The 18,396-nt window shown below is 69.3% G+C and carries 20 protein-coding genes; 5 read left to right on the top strand and 15 right to left on the bottom strand.

Annotated elements, in window-relative coordinates:
* Window positions 1–54: 54 nt before the first annotated feature.
* From RZO50_RS05040 to RZO50_RS05025, 4 genes are read right to left on the bottom strand one after another with little or no spacing between them, the layout of a single operon-like run.
* Window positions 55–1,800, bottom strand: coding sequence for a sensor histidine kinase (locus RZO50_RS05040; protein ID WP_322598576.1), 1,746 nt, complete (start codon window positions 1,798–1,800; stop codon window positions 55–57).
* The gene (locus RZO50_RS05035) at window positions 1,800–2,153 is read right to left on the bottom strand and encodes a response regulator (RefSeq protein WP_322598575.1); all 354 of its coding nucleotides are present in this window, start codon (window positions 2,151–2,153) and stop codon (window positions 1,800–1,802) included. Before RZO50_RS05035 ends, RZO50_RS05040 begins: the two co-directional genes overlap by 1 nt.
* A gap of 1 nt (window position 2,154) precedes the next feature.
* Complete coding sequence (locus RZO50_RS05030; protein ID WP_322598574.1) at window positions 2,155–2,559, bottom strand: response regulator; 405 nt, start codon at window positions 2,557–2,559, stop codon at window positions 2,155–2,157.
* A gap of 58 nt (window positions 2,560–2,617) precedes the next feature.
* Window positions 2,618–3,613 (bottom strand): GlxA family transcriptional regulator, encoded by a 996-nt coding sequence (locus tag RZO50_RS05025; protein ID WP_322598573.1) that lies wholly within the window; start codon window positions 3,611–3,613, stop codon window positions 2,618–2,620.
* 97 nt (window positions 3,614–3,710) lie between these two features.
* Here RZO50_RS05025 and RZO50_RS05020 point away from each other — a divergent pair, with 97 nt between their 5' ends.
* Window positions 3,711–3,926, top strand: a complete 216-nt coding sequence (locus RZO50_RS05020; RefSeq protein WP_322598572.1) for a hypothetical protein — start codon at window positions 3,711–3,713, stop codon at window positions 3,924–3,926.
* On the opposite strand, the gene RZO50_RS05015 is transcribed toward RZO50_RS05020, so the two are convergent.
* Both RZO50_RS05015 and RZO50_RS05010 read right to left on the bottom strand, forming a co-directional pair.
* Window positions 3,923–5,131, bottom strand: coding sequence for a glycosyltransferase family 4 protein (locus RZO50_RS05015; RefSeq protein ID WP_322598571.1), 1,209 nt, complete (start codon window positions 5,129–5,131; stop codon window positions 3,923–3,925). The two genes, RZO50_RS05020 and RZO50_RS05015, sit on opposite strands and share 4 nt — an antisense overlap.
* Before the next feature lie 4 nt (window positions 5,132–5,135).
* Window positions 5,136–6,332, bottom strand: a complete 1,197-nt coding sequence (locus RZO50_RS05010) for a glycosyltransferase (RefSeq protein WP_322598570.1) — start codon at window positions 6,330–6,332, stop codon at window positions 5,136–5,138.
* Window positions 6,333–6,518: 186 nt separating this feature from the next.
* On the opposite strand from RZO50_RS05010, the gene RZO50_RS05005 reads away from it, so the two are divergent.
* From RZO50_RS05005 to RZO50_RS04995, 3 genes are all read left to right on the top strand, one after another.
* Window positions 6,519–7,112 carry a hypothetical protein gene (locus tag RZO50_RS05005; RefSeq protein WP_322598569.1) on the top strand — a complete coding sequence of 198 codons (594 nt, stop codon included), beginning with the start codon at window positions 6,519–6,521 and terminating at the stop codon, window positions 7,110–7,112.
* 81 nt (window positions 7,113–7,193) lie between these two features.
* Complete coding sequence (locus RZO50_RS05000) at window positions 7,194–7,613, top strand: DUF6325 family protein (protein ID WP_322598568.1); 420 nt, start codon at window positions 7,194–7,196, stop codon at window positions 7,611–7,613.
* Window positions 7,614–7,624: 11 nt separating this feature from the next.
* On the top strand, window positions 7,625–7,987 hold the full coding sequence (locus RZO50_RS04995; RefSeq protein WP_322598567.1) for an SHOCT domain-containing protein: 363 nt from the start codon (window positions 7,625–7,627) through the stop codon (window positions 7,985–7,987).
* Between the two features lie 3 nt (window positions 7,988–7,990).
* On the opposite strand, the gene RZO50_RS04990 is transcribed toward RZO50_RS04995, so the two are convergent.
* The 9 genes from RZO50_RS04990 to RZO50_RS04950 all read right to left on the bottom strand — a co-directional run bounded on the left by RZO50_RS04990 (window position 7,991) and on the right by RZO50_RS04950 (window position 16,897).
* The gene (locus RZO50_RS04990; RefSeq protein ID WP_322598566.1) at window positions 7,991–9,103 is read right to left on the bottom strand and encodes an AI-2E family transporter; all 1,113 of its coding nucleotides are present in this window, start codon (window positions 9,101–9,103) and stop codon (window positions 7,991–7,993) included.
* 9 nt (window positions 9,104–9,112) lie between these two features.
* Window positions 9,113–9,859, bottom strand: coding sequence for a potassium channel family protein (locus RZO50_RS04985; protein WP_322598565.1), 747 nt, complete (start codon window positions 9,857–9,859; stop codon window positions 9,113–9,115).
* 63 nt (window positions 9,860–9,922) lie between these two features.
* Complete coding sequence (locus RZO50_RS04980; protein WP_322598564.1) at window positions 9,923–10,990, bottom strand: DUF998 domain-containing protein; 1,068 nt, start codon at window positions 10,988–10,990, stop codon at window positions 9,923–9,925.
* A 39-nt stretch (window positions 10,991–11,029) separates the two neighbouring features.
* Window positions 11,030–11,488 carry a heat shock protein transcriptional repressor HspR gene (locus tag RZO50_RS04975; RefSeq protein ID WP_322598563.1) on the bottom strand — a complete coding sequence of 153 codons (459 nt, stop codon included), beginning with the start codon at window positions 11,486–11,488 and terminating at the stop codon, window positions 11,030–11,032.
* A gap of 98 nt (window positions 11,489–11,586) precedes the next feature.
* Complete coding sequence (locus RZO50_RS04970; protein ID WP_322598562.1) at window positions 11,587–12,597, bottom strand: DnaJ C-terminal domain-containing protein; 1,011 nt, start codon at window positions 12,595–12,597, stop codon at window positions 11,587–11,589.
* 8 nt (window positions 12,598–12,605) lie between these two features.
* The gene (locus RZO50_RS04965; protein ID WP_322598561.1) at window positions 12,606–13,214 is read right to left on the bottom strand and encodes a nucleotide exchange factor GrpE; all 609 of its coding nucleotides are present in this window, start codon (window positions 13,212–13,214) and stop codon (window positions 12,606–12,608) included.
* Window positions 13,215–13,216: 2 nt separating this feature from the next.
* Window positions 13,217–15,076: a molecular chaperone DnaK gene (gene dnaK / locus RZO50_RS04960; protein WP_322598560.1), complete on the bottom strand. Its 1,860-nt coding sequence runs from the start codon at window positions 15,074–15,076 to the stop codon at window positions 13,217–13,219.
* 142 nt (window positions 15,077–15,218) lie between these two features.
* Complete coding sequence (locus RZO50_RS04955; protein ID WP_322598559.1) at window positions 15,219–16,400, bottom strand: cation:proton antiporter; 1,182 nt, start codon at window positions 16,398–16,400, stop codon at window positions 15,219–15,221.
* Between the two features lie 8 nt (window positions 16,401–16,408).
* Window positions 16,409–16,897 (bottom strand): cation:proton antiporter regulatory subunit, encoded by a 489-nt coding sequence (locus RZO50_RS04950; protein WP_322598558.1) that lies wholly within the window; start codon window positions 16,895–16,897, stop codon window positions 16,409–16,411.
* 85 nt (window positions 16,898–16,982) lie between these two features.
* Here RZO50_RS04950 and RZO50_RS04945 point away from each other — a divergent pair, with 85 nt between their 5' ends.
* On the top strand, window positions 16,983–18,389 hold the full coding sequence (locus tag RZO50_RS04945) for an MFS transporter (RefSeq protein ID WP_322598557.1): 1,407 nt from the start codon (window positions 16,983–16,985) through the stop codon (window positions 18,387–18,389).
* The last annotated feature ends 7 nt before the right edge of the window (window positions 18,390–18,396 follow it).

The raw sequence follows: 18,396 nt of genomic DNA, 5'->3' as shown, positions 1-18,396 counted from the left end.
AGCATGCGCGAGCACCGACCGGATCTCCGGTCGGTGCGGGTCATCTCGCGCCCCTCAGGCGTGGTGGGCAGGCAGGGCGATGCGGAACTGCGTGCCTTCGCCGACAGCACTCGTGGCGGACATCGTGCCGTCGTGGGCGGTCACGATCGCCTTGGTGATCGACAGCCCCAGTCCGACGCCCTTGATCGCCTGGCGCGTGGCCATCTTCGACCGGAAGAAGCGCTCGCTGAGCTGCGCGAGGTCTTCGGGGTCGATTCCCATGCCGGTATCGGTGACGGTGACGATCGCGTGTCCGTCCTCGCGGCCGACGGCGACGATGACCGACCCACCGGAGGGAGTGAACTTCACCGCGTTGGAGACGAGGTTGTCGATCGATTGCCCGATGCGCCGAGGGTCGGCGTGCAGGTGGAGGGGGCCCTCGGGGAGCTCGACGGCGACGGTGACCCCCGCACGCTCGGCCACCGGCTGGATCGACTCGCCGGACGCCGAGGCGATCGCGGCGACATCGACCGTCTCGCGCTGGAGCGGGATCTTCCCGGCCTCGACCTGCGCGATGAACAGCAGGTCTCCGACCAGCTGCAACAGCCGGTTGGCGTTGCGTTCGGCCACGCCGATGAAGCGCTTCTGATCGTCGGAGAGGGTCTCCTCCTCCTCCATCACGAGTTCGAGGTAGCCGAGGATGGAACTGAGCGGCGTGCGGAGTTCATGCGAGATCGTTCCGACGAACTCGTCCTTCAGGCGCGTGATCTCCTTCGCATGCCGGGCATCGCGCGCGACGAAGGTGTATCCGACGGCCTCGTCGCCGACACGCCGCTCGGCGCACGTGAGGTAGATGGGAATCTCGACGCCGTCGACCGAACGCACGAGCAGGTCGCCCTCGCCCTGTCCGACCGAACGGCCGATCTCGACCAGCCTCGGCAGGATGTCATCCGCGTCCGCGATGCTGTCGTCGGCTCCGTCGAGTCCCACCGAACGCGGGACGAAGAGGTCGCCGACCGCTTCCTCGCCACTGTGCTCGCCGTCGACACCGAGGATGTCGACGACGTCGTATCCGAGCAGCAGCTCGGCGCCGGGCCCCCAGCCCACGATGCGGCCGCTCTTGTCGGTGACGATGACGGCTTCGTTGTCCATCGCCTCCCAGATGCTCGTGGCGAATGCCTCGGACACGCGGAGCTCTTCGGCGGCTTGGGCCAGCTCCGCCCGCCGGCGCTCGGCCTCGTCGAGCAATCGCGCCCGCTCGCCGGACAGTCCGGCGACCTCCTTCAACCGCGCCCGGGCCGATCGTGTGGTCTCGTTCACGACGATGCCGACCACGGCGATCACGACGGCGACGAAGACGACGCGGACGAGCTGGCCGTTGCCCCAGTCCTCGAGCCCCGAGAAGTACGGCCCGAGAAAGGCCACCACGAGAGCGGCGATCCCATAGAAGACCATGCGTCGGCCGGGAAGCGTGGCGATCCACACGATCGGGAGGAGGATGATCACGGAGAACATCGACATCGACCCGCCGGTGCCGACGCGGAAGAGCCCGATCGCGAAGATCGCGAGGATGGGCACGATCGCCACCCAGTCGCGATTCAGCCGGTGCCACGGCACGGCCGCAGCGACCACCTCGAGCAGCGCCAGGCCGACGACCGCGCTCCACATGGCGATCGGATCCGTGATCTGCCCCGCCCCGAACAGGAAGACCGCCGGGAGCGCAAGCAGGACGAGCAGAAGGGTGGGCAACAGCAACAGCCCGGGGTGCGAGCGACCGCTTGTGCCGCTGTCGATCGTGCGTTCGGTCGACGTCGCCGTCATCAGGAGGGCTTCAACTGGTCGAGCACCCGACGCACCTGAACCGCGGTGAAGGGCTTGGGCAGATGGGCGTCAGCGGCCGGGAACTGCGCGGGGTCGAGAACCGAGCAGATGACGATCTTCGCCGTCGGTGCGATCGTCCGGATGCTCTCCATCGCTTTCCACCCGTCGTCGCGCCCCCGCAGCAGCAGGTCGACCACCGCGATGTCGGGAGCCTTGGCCGACAGGAGCGGTTCGGCCGCGGCGGTCCCGCTCGCGGTGCGCACCTCACAGCCGGCGCGGGTGAAGAGCGTCTGCAGCAGTTCGCGTTGATCCTCGACATCGTCGATCACCAGGACATCCGGCGAGTTGGCCATCTCAATCCCCTTCCACAGGCGCTTCTCCCCGCTGCGCGCGGGCGAGCCGTTCGACCGTGGCGACGAGATCCTTCGACGACAGGGGCTTGGCGAGGTACCCGTCGGCCCCCAGGCGTTCGGCACGCTCAGCGTACTCACCACCGGCGTGCGCGGTCATGACGACGATCGCGAGATCGGTGCGCCGCGCGCGGATGTCGCCGAGAAGCTCGTAGCCCCCGCGCCCCGGCAGCTCCAGATCGGTGAGGACGACCTCGGGATCGAACCCGGCCTCGCGTTCTTCGTACCCGTCGGCGCTATGGAGGACTTCGACCTCGCACGACAGACGGCGGCGCAGGATCGTCTGGACGTACAGCGCGACATCCTCGTCGTCTTCGACGACGATCACTCGGAAAGGCGCGTCTGTCACATCCCTCACGATATACGCCGCGGGCGGCTGAGCCGGCCCCTCGCCCCGAGAACCGACCTCAGGCGGCCGGCACCGACGCCGATGAGTGCACCCGGCTCGACTCGTCGATGCACGCGAAGCGCGCCCGGTAGGCGGTCGGTGTCACGCCGAGGACACGGGCGAAGTTGTGCCGCAGAACCGCGGCGGACCCGAAGCCGCACTCCTCCGCGATGCGATCGAGGCCGTGATCGGTGCGCTCGAGAAGGCGCTGCGCCTGGATCACCCGCTGCCGCGCGAGCCACGCCGCCGGTGTGACCCCGTGATCGGCCTTGAACCGACGCGCAAAGGTGCGCGGCGACATATGCGCCTTCGCGGCGAGCTGATCGACGGTGAGGTCGGCTCGCAGGTTCTCCAGCATCCAGTCCGTCACCGGCGCGAGGGACAGAGAGGACACCTCGGGGAGAGGACGCGCGATGAACTGGGCCTGACCGCCGTCGCGCTGCGGCGGGACGACCATGCGACGGGCGATGGAGTTCGCCGCCTCGGCTCCGAGCTCCTGCCGGAGAAGATGAAGGCACGCGTCCAGCCCCGCGGCCGTGCCGGCGCTCGTGATGATGCGACCGTCCTGCACGTAGAGGACGTCCGGGTCGATGTCGACCTGCGGATACATCTCGATCATCGTCTCGGTGTACATCCAGTGGGTGGTCGCCCGGCGCCCGTCGAGCACGCCCGCATCGGCCAGGATGAAGGCGCCGCTGCAGACGCTGAGCAGCCAGGCGCCGCGGGCGTCGGCATGACGGACGACGTCGAGGACCCGCGCGTCGACGCGTCCCCACTTCTCGCGGGGGATCGGTGCGACGACGACCAGGTCGGCCTCGTACGCGAAGGTCAGGTCGTGCTCGACGTTGATCGAGAACGCCATGCTCGAGGAGACGGCTCCGGGATCGGGGGCGACGACGCGGAAGTCGAAGTTCTGGATGCCTTCCCCGCTGCGATCGAGCCCGAACGCTTCGCACGCCACGCCGAACTCGAAGGGCGCGAAGCCCTCCTGGACGATGCAGGCGACGGTTCTCATGCGACCTCCGAGGTTCGAGACGGAGTGGCAGTTTCACACCGCTCGGTGTCGCTTCTGCCACTTTTGGCAGTATCTCACACGACGTACGTTTTCTGCCATGATCCTTCTCGCCGCTTTCGCCACCCTCGCCGCTATCGGCCTCGTCTCGACCCTCGTGTCGCTGGCCACCGACGCACGCCGCCGTCTCCCGACCGACCCCTCGCGCATTCCCGCGCGCGACGGCGCGGCAGCCGAGACCCGGGTTCGCGTCCGAGACCGCGGTGCGCGCCGCCGGGTCTCGGTCGCGCGGCCCGGTCTCGCCGGAACGCGCTAGCGGACGCGGTCGTAGACCTCGATCATGGCCGCGGTCCGCGACGACTGCCGGAACGCCTCCGCGACCCCCGCGTCGGGGACGGCGGCGGTTCCGGCGGCGATGTCGGCCACGGCGACGCGGATCGCCTCCCCGAGAGCCTCGACGGAGCCGTCCGCGACGTCCCACCTGCCGGCGCCGAGCTCGCCGGCGATATCGGGATCGCTGACCAGGGCGGGAGTACCGAGGCTCGCCGCTTCGAACACCGTCATGCCCTGCGTCTCGAACCCGATCGAGGTTTGCACGACGGCGTCGGCACGGTGGATGCGACGCAGCGTTTCAGCGTACGGCAGACGCCCGGCGAAGCCGACGCTCGTCCCGGTCGCGGCATCCATGCCGTGCGCGGTCACGAATCGCTGCGCGGCGCGCAACTGGCCGCCGCCGCCGATGATCTCGACGTCGGCGTCGGGCCGGGTGAACGCCAAAGCCTGAAGGAACGGCAGGAGTCGCTTCTCCGGACTCATCCGTCCGAGCCACACCAGCCGCGGCCGCATCGACCCTCGCGCCGGCGCGGACCGACGCACCTCGTCGAGCAGGTCGTCGTGGATGCCGTTCCAGATCACGTCGACCTCGCCGTTCCCGCCCGCGGGGACGACGCCGTGGGCTTCGAGTCGGCGCGCGAAGTGCGAGGACGGGGCGGTGACCGCGGAGGCGCGTTCGGCGAAACGTCGCAGATAGGTCCACCCGTCCACCCCACGCGTCTTCGACGCGATGGCGTGCCGCTGCCACACCGTCAGGGCGCGCAGTGTCGCTCGGGGCGCCGGAGTGGTCGCGGCGATGCCGACGTCGACGCGGTTGTGCATGGTGTGCACCACCGGGAGATCGTGCCGGGCGGCGAACCGATGCCCGAGGAAGGCTCCCCAGAAGTCAGCCTGTACGTGCACGATGTCGACCGGCGGGCGCGCGACGAGCACACCATCGATCCACCGGTCGGCGCGAGCGCCGGGCCACGACAGCGAGTACTCCCGGTCGATCGTGATCGGCAGGGACGGCACGTCCAGAAGAGCGGGATCGGGGGCGACCGCGGCACCGCGCCGACCGTGCAGGGCCGGCGCGACGATCGAAACGACGTGGCCGGCGCGCTCGAGGAACTCCCGCTGCAGCCGCATCGAGACCTGAGCGCCCCCCAGCGACGCGACGTGCTGGTCGCCGAACATCACGACGTGCACGAGGTCACTCCGGGAGCGGTTCGCCGCGGTAGAGCGCCTCGAACGTGTCGAGCGTGCGGTTGATGTCGTGCACCGCGACGCCGTCCAGCGAGGCCTGCTGCATGCGACGGCGTTCGTCGGGCGATGCGGTGAGCACGTCGGTCAGGCGCGCGGCGAGCTGCTCCACGTCGCCCGGCGTGAACAGGTAGCCGTTCTCGCCGTCGTGGACCAGATGCGGCAGGGCGACCGCGTCGGCGGCGACGACCGGCAGCGCCGAGGCCATCGCCTCCATCGTGGCGATGGACTGCAGCTCGGCGATCGAGGCGATCGCGAACACGCTCGCGCGGGAATAGAGGCGACGCAGCTCGTCGTCGCTGACGTGCCCGTGGAAGACGACGCGACCCTCGAGGCCGAGCTCGTGGGCGAGGTTCTCGAGGTTCTTGCGCTGGTCGCCGCCACCGACGATGTCGAAGCCGACCTCGAGGGCGGGGTCCAGGGTCGCCAGGGCGCGCAGCACGACGTCGATCTGCTTCTCGCTGGTGAGGCGACCGACGAACAGCACGCGATTCTCCGCACGGGGTTCGAGGTCGGGGGTGTAGTTGGCCTTGTCGATGCCGCAACTGACCGGGATCACATCGGTCACGTCGATCGTCGACTCGAGGAAGTCCGCCGCCTTGCGGGTGGGCGTGGTCACCGCACGTGTGGACGAGAGCGTGCGCTGGGCATCACCCCAGGCCCACCGGATGATCGCGTCGGTGATCTTCTGCGGGAGCACCGTGAAGTCGAGGATGTTCTCGGCCATCACGTGGTTGGTGGCCACGACGGGAATGCCGCGCAGGTTGGCTTCGTGCGCCAGCCCGCGGCCGATGATGATGTGCGATTGGATGTGCACGACATCCGGCTTGACCTCGTCGAGGACCTTCCGCGCATAGTGCTTGGAGCGCCACGGCCACACGAACCGCAACCAGTCGTGCGGAGGCCAGCGCACGGACGGCAGGCGGTGAACGGTCATCTCGGCGCCCTCGACCACCTCGACGCCCGGGTGCGCACGGCGGTAGCGCTGGTGGGGGGCGACGACGTGCACATCGTGGCCGCGGCCGACGAGACCGGCCGCGAGTCGCTCGGCGAACCGGGCGGCGCCGTTGATGTCGGGGGCGAACGTGTCGCAGCCGATGACGACGGTGAGCGGGCGGCGGGGAGCGGGCGTGGCGGGATCTGTCACGGGGTGCGGGCTGCCTATCTGTGCGGCGCCGGAGCGCAGCGGCTGTCTGCGGGATGAAGCGGCGGGGTGGGTCGCACCGCTCGCGCGCGTCAACTGTACCCGAGCACCCGCCGGGACCCGGGAGCGGCGGGGTGCATCCTCGTGCGCGCTCAGGAGACCGAAGGATGCGCCCCGTACGCTGGGCGCATGCCGCGACTGCTTGCTGATGCCGACGAGCACCTGTGGGTCCCCGTGACCGGATCCCTGGGATTCCGGGGGCGCCGTCACCGCAAGGCCGCGATCCGGATGCTCTTGACGCAGGCCAACCGGGCCGCGGGCGCCGAGGGTCGTCCGGGAAGCGGATTTCTCGCGTGGGTGATGAGCCAGGCGACCCCGCTGCTGATGAAGCGCGCGAACGGGCGCGTGCTGGTATGGGTGTGGAAGAGCGATCCGGATCTGCTGGTCGCGATGGCGCAGGTGCAGGAGGCGACGTCGCAGGCACGGGCGGCGCGGGCCATGATGCCGATCGAGTACGACGACACCGAGTCCTTCCGCAATCCCCACCTGGGCGTCGGGGAGAAGCTCGCCATGCCGTTGCCGGCCGATGCCCGCACGCCGCCGTTCGCGACCTACACGTGGGACACGGGTTCGCACTTCGTGACCGTGACGGCGGTGTGCGCCGATCGCGAGCGCTTCGGCACCGTCATCGGGTCGATCGATGACCTCGCGCGGACCGTGCGCATCGTCGACGATCTGACGGTCGGCGAGTCCGAGGGCGTGCTGCGCATCGATCCGGCCTGACCGCGTTCACTCGCGGTCTACCCGTCGTGTTCCTGGCGCGCTAGCCTCAGCGAGGACCCTTCCTCGTCAGAAAGGCACAGCATGCCCGAGTTCCGTTACGGCCCCGTCGAGCTCTACCTCGTCGGCTTCGAGGGCGAGCGCCCCGACGCCGGCACGATGGCAGCCCTGTCCGACCTGCTCGAGAACGGCCTGATGCGCCTTCTCGACCTGGTGCTGATCTCCAAGTCGGGCGACGGCGACATCACCGTCGCCGAGATCGAGGCCGACGAGTTCGCCCTCGAGCTGCACGAGGTGGGCATCGCCGGCGAGGAGGACATCGCCGAGCTCGCCGAACTCGTCCCTCCGGGAGGGTCGGCGATGCTCGTCGCCCTCGAATTGAGCTATGCGCGCGAGCTGGCCCAGCGCGTGAGCGCCTCGGGTGCCGTCGTGCTGTCGGCGGAGCGCATCCCCGCCCCCATCGTCAACGCCGTCATGGACCTGGCCGACGAGGCCGGAGAGTAAGAGGAGTCATCATGCCCATTCGCAGAGTCGGCCGCCCCGGCCTCATCGGCCTCGCCGCCCGCACCGCGGTCGTCGCCGGCACCGCCAACGCCGTCAGCGGCGCGATGTCGAACAGCCGGCAGCGCAAGCAGCAGTCGGAGTACGAGCAGCAGCAGTATCAGGCTGCGCAGCAGCAGGCCGCGATGCAGCAGGCCGCCCAGGATGCGGTCGCCCAGCAGCAAGCGGCGCAGGCTGCCGCTGCGCCCGTCGCTGCGCCGGCGCCCGCCGCGGGCGTCGACATCGTCGCGGAACTGCAGAAGCTCGCCGCCCTGAAGGATGCCGGCGTGCTCTCGGACGCCGAGTTCGCCGCCGCAAAGGCCAAGCTCCTCGGCTGAGAGTCAGCGCTTCTTCTTCGCGATCCCCGTCGGTGGCCCACCGGCGGGGATCGCTGCATCCGGGTCGCCCGACAACCACCGCAGCCAGTGCGTGCCCGGATCACCCTCCAAGACGAGCGCTCGCACGAGGAGCGTCAGCGGGATGGAGAGGATCGCGCCGAGGGGACCGATGATGAAGGTCCAGAAGATCACCGAGAAGAAACTCAGCGTGAGGGACAGGTTCACGGCGTCGCTGACGAACTTCGGCTGGATCAGCACCTGCAGCGTGACGTTGACGACGCAGTAGATGGCGACCACGACGAGCATCATCGGCCACCCGCCGACGACGAGCGCAAGGATCGCGGGCGGCACGAGCCCGAGGACGAAGCCGATGTTCGGCACGAAGTTGGTGACGAAGGCGAGGATCGCCCACACGAGGGGCGCCGGGATCCCCAGCGCCCACAGCGCGAGTCCGTCGATGACGGCGACGACCAGACCGAACGCGGCATTGACGACGTAGTAGCGCCGGACACTGCGGTTGTAGGACGCGATGCGGTCGACGGTCGGGCGGATCCCGGCGCCGAAGGCGCTCTCGGCACGCGAGTAGCGCGAGGCATCGGCGGCCATGAAGATCACGTACGCCAACACGAAGAAGAACGCGGTGAGCGCGGCGAGGACGCCGCCCCCGATGGACGAGGCGATCGACAGCAATGTCGAGGGGGCGAGGAGGGATGCGGTGGCGGCCGCGATCTGGTCGTCGATCCCGAGGTCGCGAAGCCAGTCGACCAGTGCCAGAGCGGTCTGCTGCAGGTCGGACGCGAAGTCCTGGACGAGACGCCCGAACTGGACACCCGCGAACGCGAGCATGAGCGCGAGGACGGCGAGGATCAGGTACCCCAGCACGATCACCGAGGTCGTCGCCGCCCATCGGGGCCAGCCCTTCCGTCGCAGCAGGGGAGCGAGCGGCTGGCAGATGATGACGATCACCGCCCCGAGCACCAGGGGGCCCACGATCTCACGGCCGAGGGAGAGGCCCACGAGGACGACGACGACCGCGGCGAGGCCGAGCAGGATGCGCAGCGTCGGCGACAGTGCCGGCGGCGGCGCGGGAGCGGGTTCGGGGGCGGAGCGTCTCACGGTGCCAGGCTAGGGGTTCGGGGGTTGATCGGGAGAGGACGCGTCGCCGCCGGGGCGCCCGAGCCGCACCGCGATGTCGTCGATCTGCGCCGCGAGGGCACGGATCTGACCCCGGGTGGCCGGTTCGCCGGCGTCGTCCGCGCCGGCGGCGGCCTTCTCGAGCACCCAGGACGCGAAGGTGGCCGAGACGACACCGACCACGGCGATGCCACCGGTCATGAGCAGCACCGCGATGACGCGCCCCCATGCGGTCACGGGGGTGTAGTCGCCGTATCCGACGGTGGTGATCGTCACGAACGCCCACCACAGGGCATCGCCGAACGACGTGATGTTCGCGTCGGGGGCATCGCGCTCGGCCTCGAGGACCGTCAGCGCGGCAACCCAGATGAGGGTCAGCGCGGCACCGGCGCCGTAGACCGCGATGCGCGCCCGGAGGGCCGCCCCGGCGGTGCGCTGCAGCACGTGGAGGACCGTGAGCGCCTTCAGCAGGCGCAGGGGGCGCAACGCGGGGATCACGACCACGCACAGGTCGAACAGGTGCCGGCGGAACCACGTCCCTCTCGGTCGCGCGAGCGACAGCTGCACCAGGTAGTCGACGGCGAAGACGATCCAGGTCATGATCATGACCGCCCGCGCCAGCGAGAACCCCGTGCCGCCGAGGTCGGCGATCACCTGCCACGAGTAGGCGACGATGAAGGCCAGGGATGCGGCGATCAACGGCCAGTACGTGAGCTGATGCCACCGATCCAACGTCATGGCATCGAGCCTACGAGCGCCGCGGTGCTGCGCGGCGCAGCCTCGCCGCCGGTGCGCGCGGGCTCAGCGCGCGGCGTCGGCCTGGAGTGCCGCGGCGTTCCGGATGAACAGGATGATCCACGCGAACACCATCACACCCGCCACCAGCTCGACGGCCGTCAACGTGTAGGCGCCGGTGGCGAACATCACCGCCAGCAGCACGATGACGCCCGCGAACACCCACCCGAGAGCGAGGAAGGCCCGAGCGATCCCCGGGATCCACCACTTCAGCGCGATCACGACGACGCCGAAGGCCACCGCCATCCCGGACGCGACACCGGTGTGCAGCAGGAAGAACTCGTCGACGGGGAAGACTCCGACGCAGGCGAGGAAGACCCCGACGACGATCAGGGAGACACGCACGTTCCGGGCGCCGTGCGGATGCGGGGTGGGGATGCCGATGGTCACGTAGCGGGCGAGGGTCGTCACGATGAACCCGGCGATGATGAGTGTGATGTTGAACGCGTAGGCGGACAGATCGTCGGTCATCCCGAGTGCGCTGAGGTTGAGCTTCCACCACTGCGGGTCGCTCGCGGTGAGCATCGCGGTGACGACCCCCTCGACGAGGAAGACCGCGAGGATGATCGCCAGCAACGGCAGGTCCATCTGCGTGGCCGAGGCGAAGACGGCGTACGCGGTGACGAACGCCGTCGCTCCGGCGAGCGCGATCAGCGGCAGCGGGTACACCTCGGCGCCGATGAAACTGCGCTCCATGATGCTTGCCACGAGCGTCCACGACAGCAGCGCGATGATCGCATGCGCGAGAGCGAGTGCGGCGATGTCGAGGTAATCGAGCACGCGCAACCGTGCACCGTGCCCGCTCAGCCGCATCAGGTAGCGCCCGGCTCCGAAGGCGACGAGGGCGACCGTGGCCGAGGCGACCGCGACGAACTGTCCGATGGAGTCGGGGCCCGCGATGGGTGCCGCCTCGAGGCGGAAGACCGGCAGGGTCACGAGGGCGACGACGACGAACGCCACGACTCCGGCGCTCAGAGAGAGCGATTCGAGCGACCGCTCGGTCGTTCCGTCGAACTCACGCCGTGCCGCAGCACGCAGCTTCTCGGATCGTCTGGTCGGTGCCGGTGCGCTCACGAGCCACACCCTAGCGAGCCGCGACGTCCCGCGGCAGGGTCAGTCGTCGGGAGCTTCCGTCGGCGGCGACACTCGGTGCGGGCGCCACAGCACGACCTCGGTGGCGCGGCGCACGCGTGTTCCGTGTCTCAAGGAGATGACCGCCCCGGTCGCCCCGGCGGCGAAGACGCGCGCGCCGGGGCGACGCTCGAGCTCGCTCCTCATGCGGTCTTCGAGGTCGCGCACCCGCAGATGCAGTTCGCGGACCCGGTCTTCGAGTTCGATGATCCGCGCGATCGCCGGCAGGCTCATCCCCTCGGCCGACATGCGCGCGACCTCCTGCAACTGCGCCACGTGCCGCAGGGAGTAGCGACGGGAACCGCCCTGGGTGCGGGCGGGCACCACGAGACCGAGACGGTCGTACTGGCGGAGGGTCTGCGGGTGCATGCCCGCGAGTTCCGCCGCGCCGGCGATGGCGAGGATCGGGGCATCCTCGTCGATCTCGTCGGGTTCGACCATGTCCTCACCTCGCTTTCATGCCGTGTCCTGCGCCGCGCCCGCTCGGCGTCTGACTCCAAAAGTAGCCGGTCGCCGAGCGGGCGGAGGAGGATGAAACGCTAGCCTCGCGCTTTGGCCATCAGGTCCGCGCGGGGGTTCTCCCTGGGCTCGAGCGCCTGGTAGGCGGCAAGCGCCTCGCGTGCCGCGTCGTCGAGGTGCGACGGGACGGCCACCTGCACCTCGGCGAGGAGGTCGCCGGTGCCCTTCTGGGTCTGCACGCCGCGGCCTTTGACCCGCAGCACGCGACCTGACGGAGTCCCCGGTGCCACCCGCAGCCGCACGGGGTCTCCCCCGAGGGTGGGCACCTCGATGGTGGCGCCGAGTGCGGCCTCGGTGAAGGTCACCGGGACGGTCACCCGCAGGTTCAACCCGTCACGGGTGAACACCGGATGAGCGCGGACGCTGACCTGCACCACGATGTCGCCGGTCTCCCCGCCGTCCGGCGAGGGGCGTCCGCGCCCGCGGAGGCGGATCTTCTGCCCGTCGCGCACGCCGGCCGGGATCTTGACCTTGAACGGCTTGCCGTCCTCGCCCTGCAGGGTGATCGTCTCGCCCTTTGTGGCCGTGACGAAGTCGATGGTCGTCCGCGCCGTGACATCCGCCCCCCGCGTCGGGCCCCCGAATCCCTGGAACCCGCCGGAAGGCTGCCCGAATCGGCCTGAACCGAAGCCCGTGCCGCGTCCGCCCTGCTGCTGATTGAACATCGAGAAGATGTCGTCGAAGTCGGCGCCGTCGAAACGGCCACCGCCTCCGCCGCGGCCCTGTCCGAACATCGAGAAGACGTCCTCGAAGCCGCCGCCCTGACCCGACCCGCCGGAGGTGAACCGCGCACCCGAGCCCATGGCCCGGATCTGGTCATACTCCTGGCGCTGCTCAGGATCGCTCAGCACGGCGTAGGCCTCGCTGATCTCCTTGAAGGTCGCCTCGGCCTTGGCGTCCCCCGGGTTCGAGTCGGGGTGGTAGGTGCGCGCGAGCTTGCGGTAGGTCTTCTTCAGATCGGCGTCGCTGACGTCCTTCGAGACGCCGAGGACCTTGTAGAAGTCCTTGTCGAACCAGTCCTGACTCGCCACGTGTCCTCCTACTCCGCCGGAACGGCGACCACGACCTTGGCCGGGCGCAGCTCGACAGAACCCAGGCGGTAACCCACCTCGACGACCTCGAGGATCGTCGGGGTCTCGGTTCCCGGGGTGGGTGCCTGGAAGATCGCCTCGTGGTGCTGAGGGTCGAAGGCCTCACCGGCCGCGCCGTAGGGCTCGATGCCCATCCGCTCGACGACGCCGCGCAGCTTCTCGGCGATCGCCGCGAAGGGCGTGCCCTCACTCAGATCGCCGTGCTTCTCGGCGCGGTCGAGGTCGTCGATCACGGGCAGGAGTCCCTTGGCGACCGAACCCTTGGCGCGCTCGATCTCGACCTCGCGCTGCTCCTCGGTGCGACGCCGGTAGTTGGCGTACTCGGCCTGCAGGCGCTTGAGGTCGCCCAGCAGCTGGGACTCGAGGTCGGCGAGCACCTGGTCCTCGGCGGCGTCCGCCTCGGCGGCGCCCTCCGACTGCTCGGCACCGAGGATGTCGTCCACGGTCAGGGCCGGATCCTCCGGCTGAGGGTCGGAGGCCTGCGCCTCCGACCCCTCGTCGCCGGGGACCTCGTTCTCGGGGACCTCGTCGGGTCCCTGTTCGAAGTCCTTGGGCATGCTTACTTCTTCTCTTCGTCCTCGTCGATGACCTCGGCGTCGACGACGTCCTCATCGGACTCCGTCGAAGCCTGCTCCTCGGACGCCCCGGCGTCCGGAGCGGCCTGCTCGTTCTGCGTGGCCTGGTAGATGGCCTCGCCGAGCTTCTGCTGACTCTGGTTCAGCTTGTCGAAGGCGGTCTTCACGGCCTCGTCGTCGTCGCCCGCGAGCGCCGACTTGAGGGCGTCGACGTCGGCCTGAACCTCGGTCTTGACGTCTTCGGGAAGCTTGTCGCCGTTCTCGGAGATGAGCTTCTCGACCGAGTACGACGTGGTCTCGGCCTGGTTGCGCACCTCGGCGGCCTCGCGGCGCTTCTTGTCCTCGGCGGCGTGCTCCTCGGCCTCGCGCACCATGCGGTCGATGTCGTCCTTGGGCAGCGAGGAGCCACCGGTGATCGTCATGGACTGCTCGGTTCCGGTGCCCTTGTCCTTGGCGGAGACGTGGACGATGCCGTTGGCGTCGATGTCGAAGGTGACCTCGACCTGCGGGACGCCGCGCGGCGCCGGGGCGATGCCGGTCAGCTCGAACGTGCCCAGCGGCTTGTTGTCGCGGGTGAACTCGCGCTCGCCCTGGAAGACCTGGATCGCGACCGACGGCTGGTTGTCGTCGGCGGTGGTGAAGGTCTCGCTCCGCTTGGTGGGGATGGCGGTGTTGCGCTCGATGAGCTTGGTCATGATGCCGCCCTTGGTCTCGATGCCGAGGCTCAGCGGGGTGACGTCGATGAGCAGCACGTCCTTGCGCTCACCCTTGAGGACACCGGCCTGGAGGGCTGCGCCGACGGCGACGACCTCATCCGGGTTCACGCCCTTGTTGGCGTCCTTGCCGGTCTCCTTCTTGACCAGCTCGGCAACGGCGGGCATGCGGGTCGATCCACCGACGAGAACCACGTGGGCGATGTCGGCGACCTTGATGCCGGCTTCGCGGATGACGTCCTCGAAGGGCTTCTTGGTGCGGTCCAGGAGATCCTTGGTGAGGTCCTCGAACTTCGCACGCGAGAGCGTCTCGGACAGCGACACCGGACCGGACTCGGTCAGCGAGAGGTAGGGCAGGTTGATCGACGTCGAGGACGAGCTGGAGAGCTCCTTCTTCGCCTGCTCCGCGGCCTCCTTGAGGCGCTGCAGGGCGATCTTGTCGCCGGAGACGTCGACGCCGGTGGTCTCCTTGAACTGCTTGATGAGGTAGTCCACGACGCGCTGGTCCCAGTCGTCGCCGCCGAGGCGGTTGTCGCCGGAGGTGGCGCGCACCTGGATGGTCGAGAAGTCGTCGTCCTTGCCCACCTCGAGCAGCGACACGTCGAAGGTTCCGCCACCGAGGTCGAAGACCAGGATGAGCTCGTCCTCCTGGCCCTTGTCGAGGCCGTAGGCGAGGGCTGCCGCGGTCGGCTCGTTGATGATGCGGAGAACGTTCAGGCCCGCGATCTCACCGGCCTCCTTGGTGGCCTGACGCTCGGCGTCGTTGAAGTAGGCGGGGACGGTGATGACCGCGTCGGTCACCTTGTCACCCAGGTACTCCTCGGCATCGCGCTTGAGCTTCATGAGGATGCGCGCGGAGATCTCCTGCGGCGTCCACTTCTTGCCGTCGACATCGAAGCCCCAGTCGGTGCCCATGTGGCGCTTGACGCTGGAGACGGTCCGGTCGACGTTGGTGACGGCCTGACGCTTGGCGGTTTCACCGACGAGCACCTCGCCGTCCTTGGTGTAGGCGACGACCGAGGGGGTCGTCCGGAAACCCTCGGCGTTCGCGATCACCTTGGGCTCGCCGCCCTCGAGGACGCTGACGACGGAGTTCGTCGTACCGAGGTCGATTCCAACAGCACGGGGCATGTCTTCTCCTTCTGGATGGGGCCGGCGGTCGCGGGCCCGGTTTGTCATCGGAAAGTCCGGGTCGACTCAGGGACCTGAGCCGAGATGACTCAAGCGTAAACCTCGCACTCGACCGTGTCAAATGAACTTGATATGCATGGACTCAACTTTTGCGCGAGGTGATCCGCCTCGCCGTCCACGCCGTGAAGCCGCGAGCGTCCGGAATGCGCGCGAGAAGGGGTCCGGCGATGATCGTGATGAGCACGTACGCCGTCGCGAGGGCGGCCAGCGACCGATCCACGCCGGCCGCGATCGCGAGCCCCGCGATGACGATCGAGAATTCGCCCCGCGGCATGAGGGCGAAGCCCGCTCGCCAGCGTCCGGCCTCGCCGATCCCGGCACCTTTGGCGGCCACGTACCCGGTGACGAGCTTGGTGGCCATCGTGACCGCGGCCAGACCCAGGGCGGGCGCGAGCATCGGCAGCAGGTCGGCGGGATCGGTGGACAGACCGAAGAAGAGGAAGAACACCGATGCGAACAGATCCCGCAACGGCGTGAGCATCTGCTGGGCGTGTCGGGCGACCGGGCCCGAGATCGCGATGCCGACGAGGAACGCCCCGACCGCCGAGGACACGCTCGCCTGAGCGGCAAGGCCCGCGACGATGAGGGTGACGCCCAGCACCGTGAGCAACAGCACCTCGGCGCTGCGGGACGACACCAGACGCGACACGACGTGTCCGTGACGCAGGGCGACGAAGAGGATCACGGCCACAGCGGCGATGGCGATGACGACCGTGAGGACGCTCGCCCCCAGGCTCAATCCGAGCAGGAGTGCGGTCAGCAGCGGCAGGTAGAAGGCCATCGCGAGGTCTTCGATGACGAGGATCGACAGCACCACCGGGGTCTCGCGGTTGGTGAGTCGCCCGAGATCCTGCAGGAGCTTGGCCACCACACCCGATGACGAGATCCACGTGATGCCGCCCAAGGCGATCGCCGCGATCGGCCCCCACCCCAGCAACAGCCCCACAGCCACACCGGGCAGCGCATTGAGCAGCATGTCGATCACCCCGGCGCGACGCGACGTGCGCAGGCTCCCGACGAGCTCGTCGGCGGTGTACTCCAGCCCCAGCATCAGCAGCAGGAGGACGACGCCGATCTCGGCGCCCACCTCGATGAACTCCTCCCCGGCGCCGAAGGGCAGCAGCCCGCCCTCCCCGAAGGCGAGACCGCCGAGCAGGATCAGCGGGATCGGGGAGATGCCGAGGCGTCCGGCGAGGCGCCCGAGGAGGGCGATTCCCAGGAGCAGCGCGCCGAGCTCGATGAGCACGAGCGCGCCGTGGTCCATGGGTCCCCTCAGCTTCCCTCGATGATGCGGGCGAGCATCTCCAGACCCGACGGCGTTCCGATCGCCACGAGCGCGTCGCCGACGCTGAGCACGTCGGCAGGCCCCGGCGCGGGCACGACGCCTCCGGCGCGGACGACCGCGACGATGGAACATCGGGTCAGGGTGCGAGCGCGGGTCTCGCCGAGCGGTCGACCCGCGTAGGGCGAGTCCGCGCGCACCGGGATCTGAGACGTCGACAGACCGGACACCTGCTCGCGGAGGCCGGCGAGCTGCGTCATGATCAGCGACCCGCCGAGGACTTCGGACAGCGCTGTCGCCTCGTCGTCCGTGATCTCCAACGAGACCTCGGCACGGTCGGGATCGTGCGGATCAGCGACCGCGATCTCGCGGCCGCCGTCGCGGAAGGTGATCACGGACAGGCGCCGGCCCGCCGCGGTCTCGACATCGTGGCGGATGCCGATCCCCGGCAGTTCGGTGCGCTCGACGTTGACGGGCATGGCCACATCCTCGCATCATGAGGCCATCCCCGCTGGTCCTCCGCGGGGAACCGGCCGTTCACCGAAAGGTCATACCGTGACCGACATGCCCCTCCCCGAGAGCCCGTCACCCGAGTCCGAGAACGCCTCCGCGACGATCGGGCACCCCACCGAGCCGCGCCGACGCGGTGTCCTGGCCTGGGCGCTGTGGGACTGGGGGTCGGCGGCCTTCAACGCCGTGGTGACGACCTTCGTCTTCAGCACCTACCTGGCCAGCAGCCTGTTCGTCGATCCCGCGATCGTGGATGCGGCGGGCGGCGACGCCGACGACCCGGCCCTGGTCACCGCGCTGGCGAACAACGCCAGCGTCGTCGGCCTGGCGCTCATGATCGCCGGCATCCTCATCGCCGTCCTCGCCCCGGTGCTCGGCCAGCGTTCGGACGGCAGCGGGCGACGCAAGTTCTGGCTCGGCGTGAACACGTTCGTGGTCGTGGGGGCGATGGCGGCGATGTTCTTCGTCGAGGGCACCCCGGGGTATCTCATCCTCGGCGCCACGCTCCTCGCGGTCGGGAACGTCTTCTTCGAGTTCGCCGGCGTGAACTACAACGCGATGCTCGTGCAGGTCTCCACGCGGAAGAACATGGGCCGGGTCTCCGGCTTCGGCTGGGGCATGGGCTACGTCGGCGGCATCGTGCTTCTCCTCCTGCTGCTGGTGCTGTTCATCCAGGGATTCGGAACCGACGGATCCGCCGGAGTCCTGGGCGTCTCCACCGACGACGGCCTGAACATCCGGATCGCGGTCGTGGCATCGGCGGTCTGGTTCGGCGTGTTCGCCGTGCCGGTCCTGCTGAAGGTGCCGGAGATCCCGGCGGCGCAGCGACGCGTGCGCGTCGGTTTCTTCCGCTCCTACGCCGTCCTGTGGGGCACCCTCGTGAAGCTCTGGCGGGGGAACCGGCAGGTGCTCATGTTCCTGCTCGCCAGCGCGGTGTTCCGCGACGGCCTCGCGGGGGTGTTCACGTTCGGCGCGATCATCGCCGCGCAGGTGTTCCGCTTCTCCTCGAGCGAGGTGCTCTACTTCGCCGTCGCCGCCAACGTCGTCGCCGGCGCATCGACGATCCTCGCCGGACGACTCGACGATCGGTTCGGCCCGAAGAACGTCATCATGGCCTCGTTGATCGGTCTGGTCGCGACCGGCACGGTGGTGCTGTTCATCGGCACCGCGCAGATCGGCTTCTGGATCGCCGGGCTCATCCTCACCGCGTTCGTCGGCCCGGTGCAATCGGCGAGCCGGTCGTTCCTCGCCCGCATCACCCCGGCGGGGCGCGAGGGGGAGATCTTCGGTCTCTACGCGACCACGGGCCGGGCGGTGTCGTTCATGGCACCGGGGCTGTTCGCCCTGTTCGTCGCGATCTCCGGCGACACGCGCCTCGGCATCCTCGGCATCACGCTCGTCCTGCTCGTGGGACTCGCGCTGATGATTCCGGTGAAGGCGAAGCAGGCCGTCATCGACTGACGACGGC

It is taken from the genome of Microbacterium xanthum (genome assembly GCF_034531355.1).
GTDB lineage: Bacteria > Actinomycetota > Actinomycetes > Actinomycetales > Microbacteriaceae > Microbacterium > Microbacterium xanthum.
Note: the sequence above shows the minus strand (reverse complement) of the source record. Positions and strands in the feature narration are given on the sequence as shown.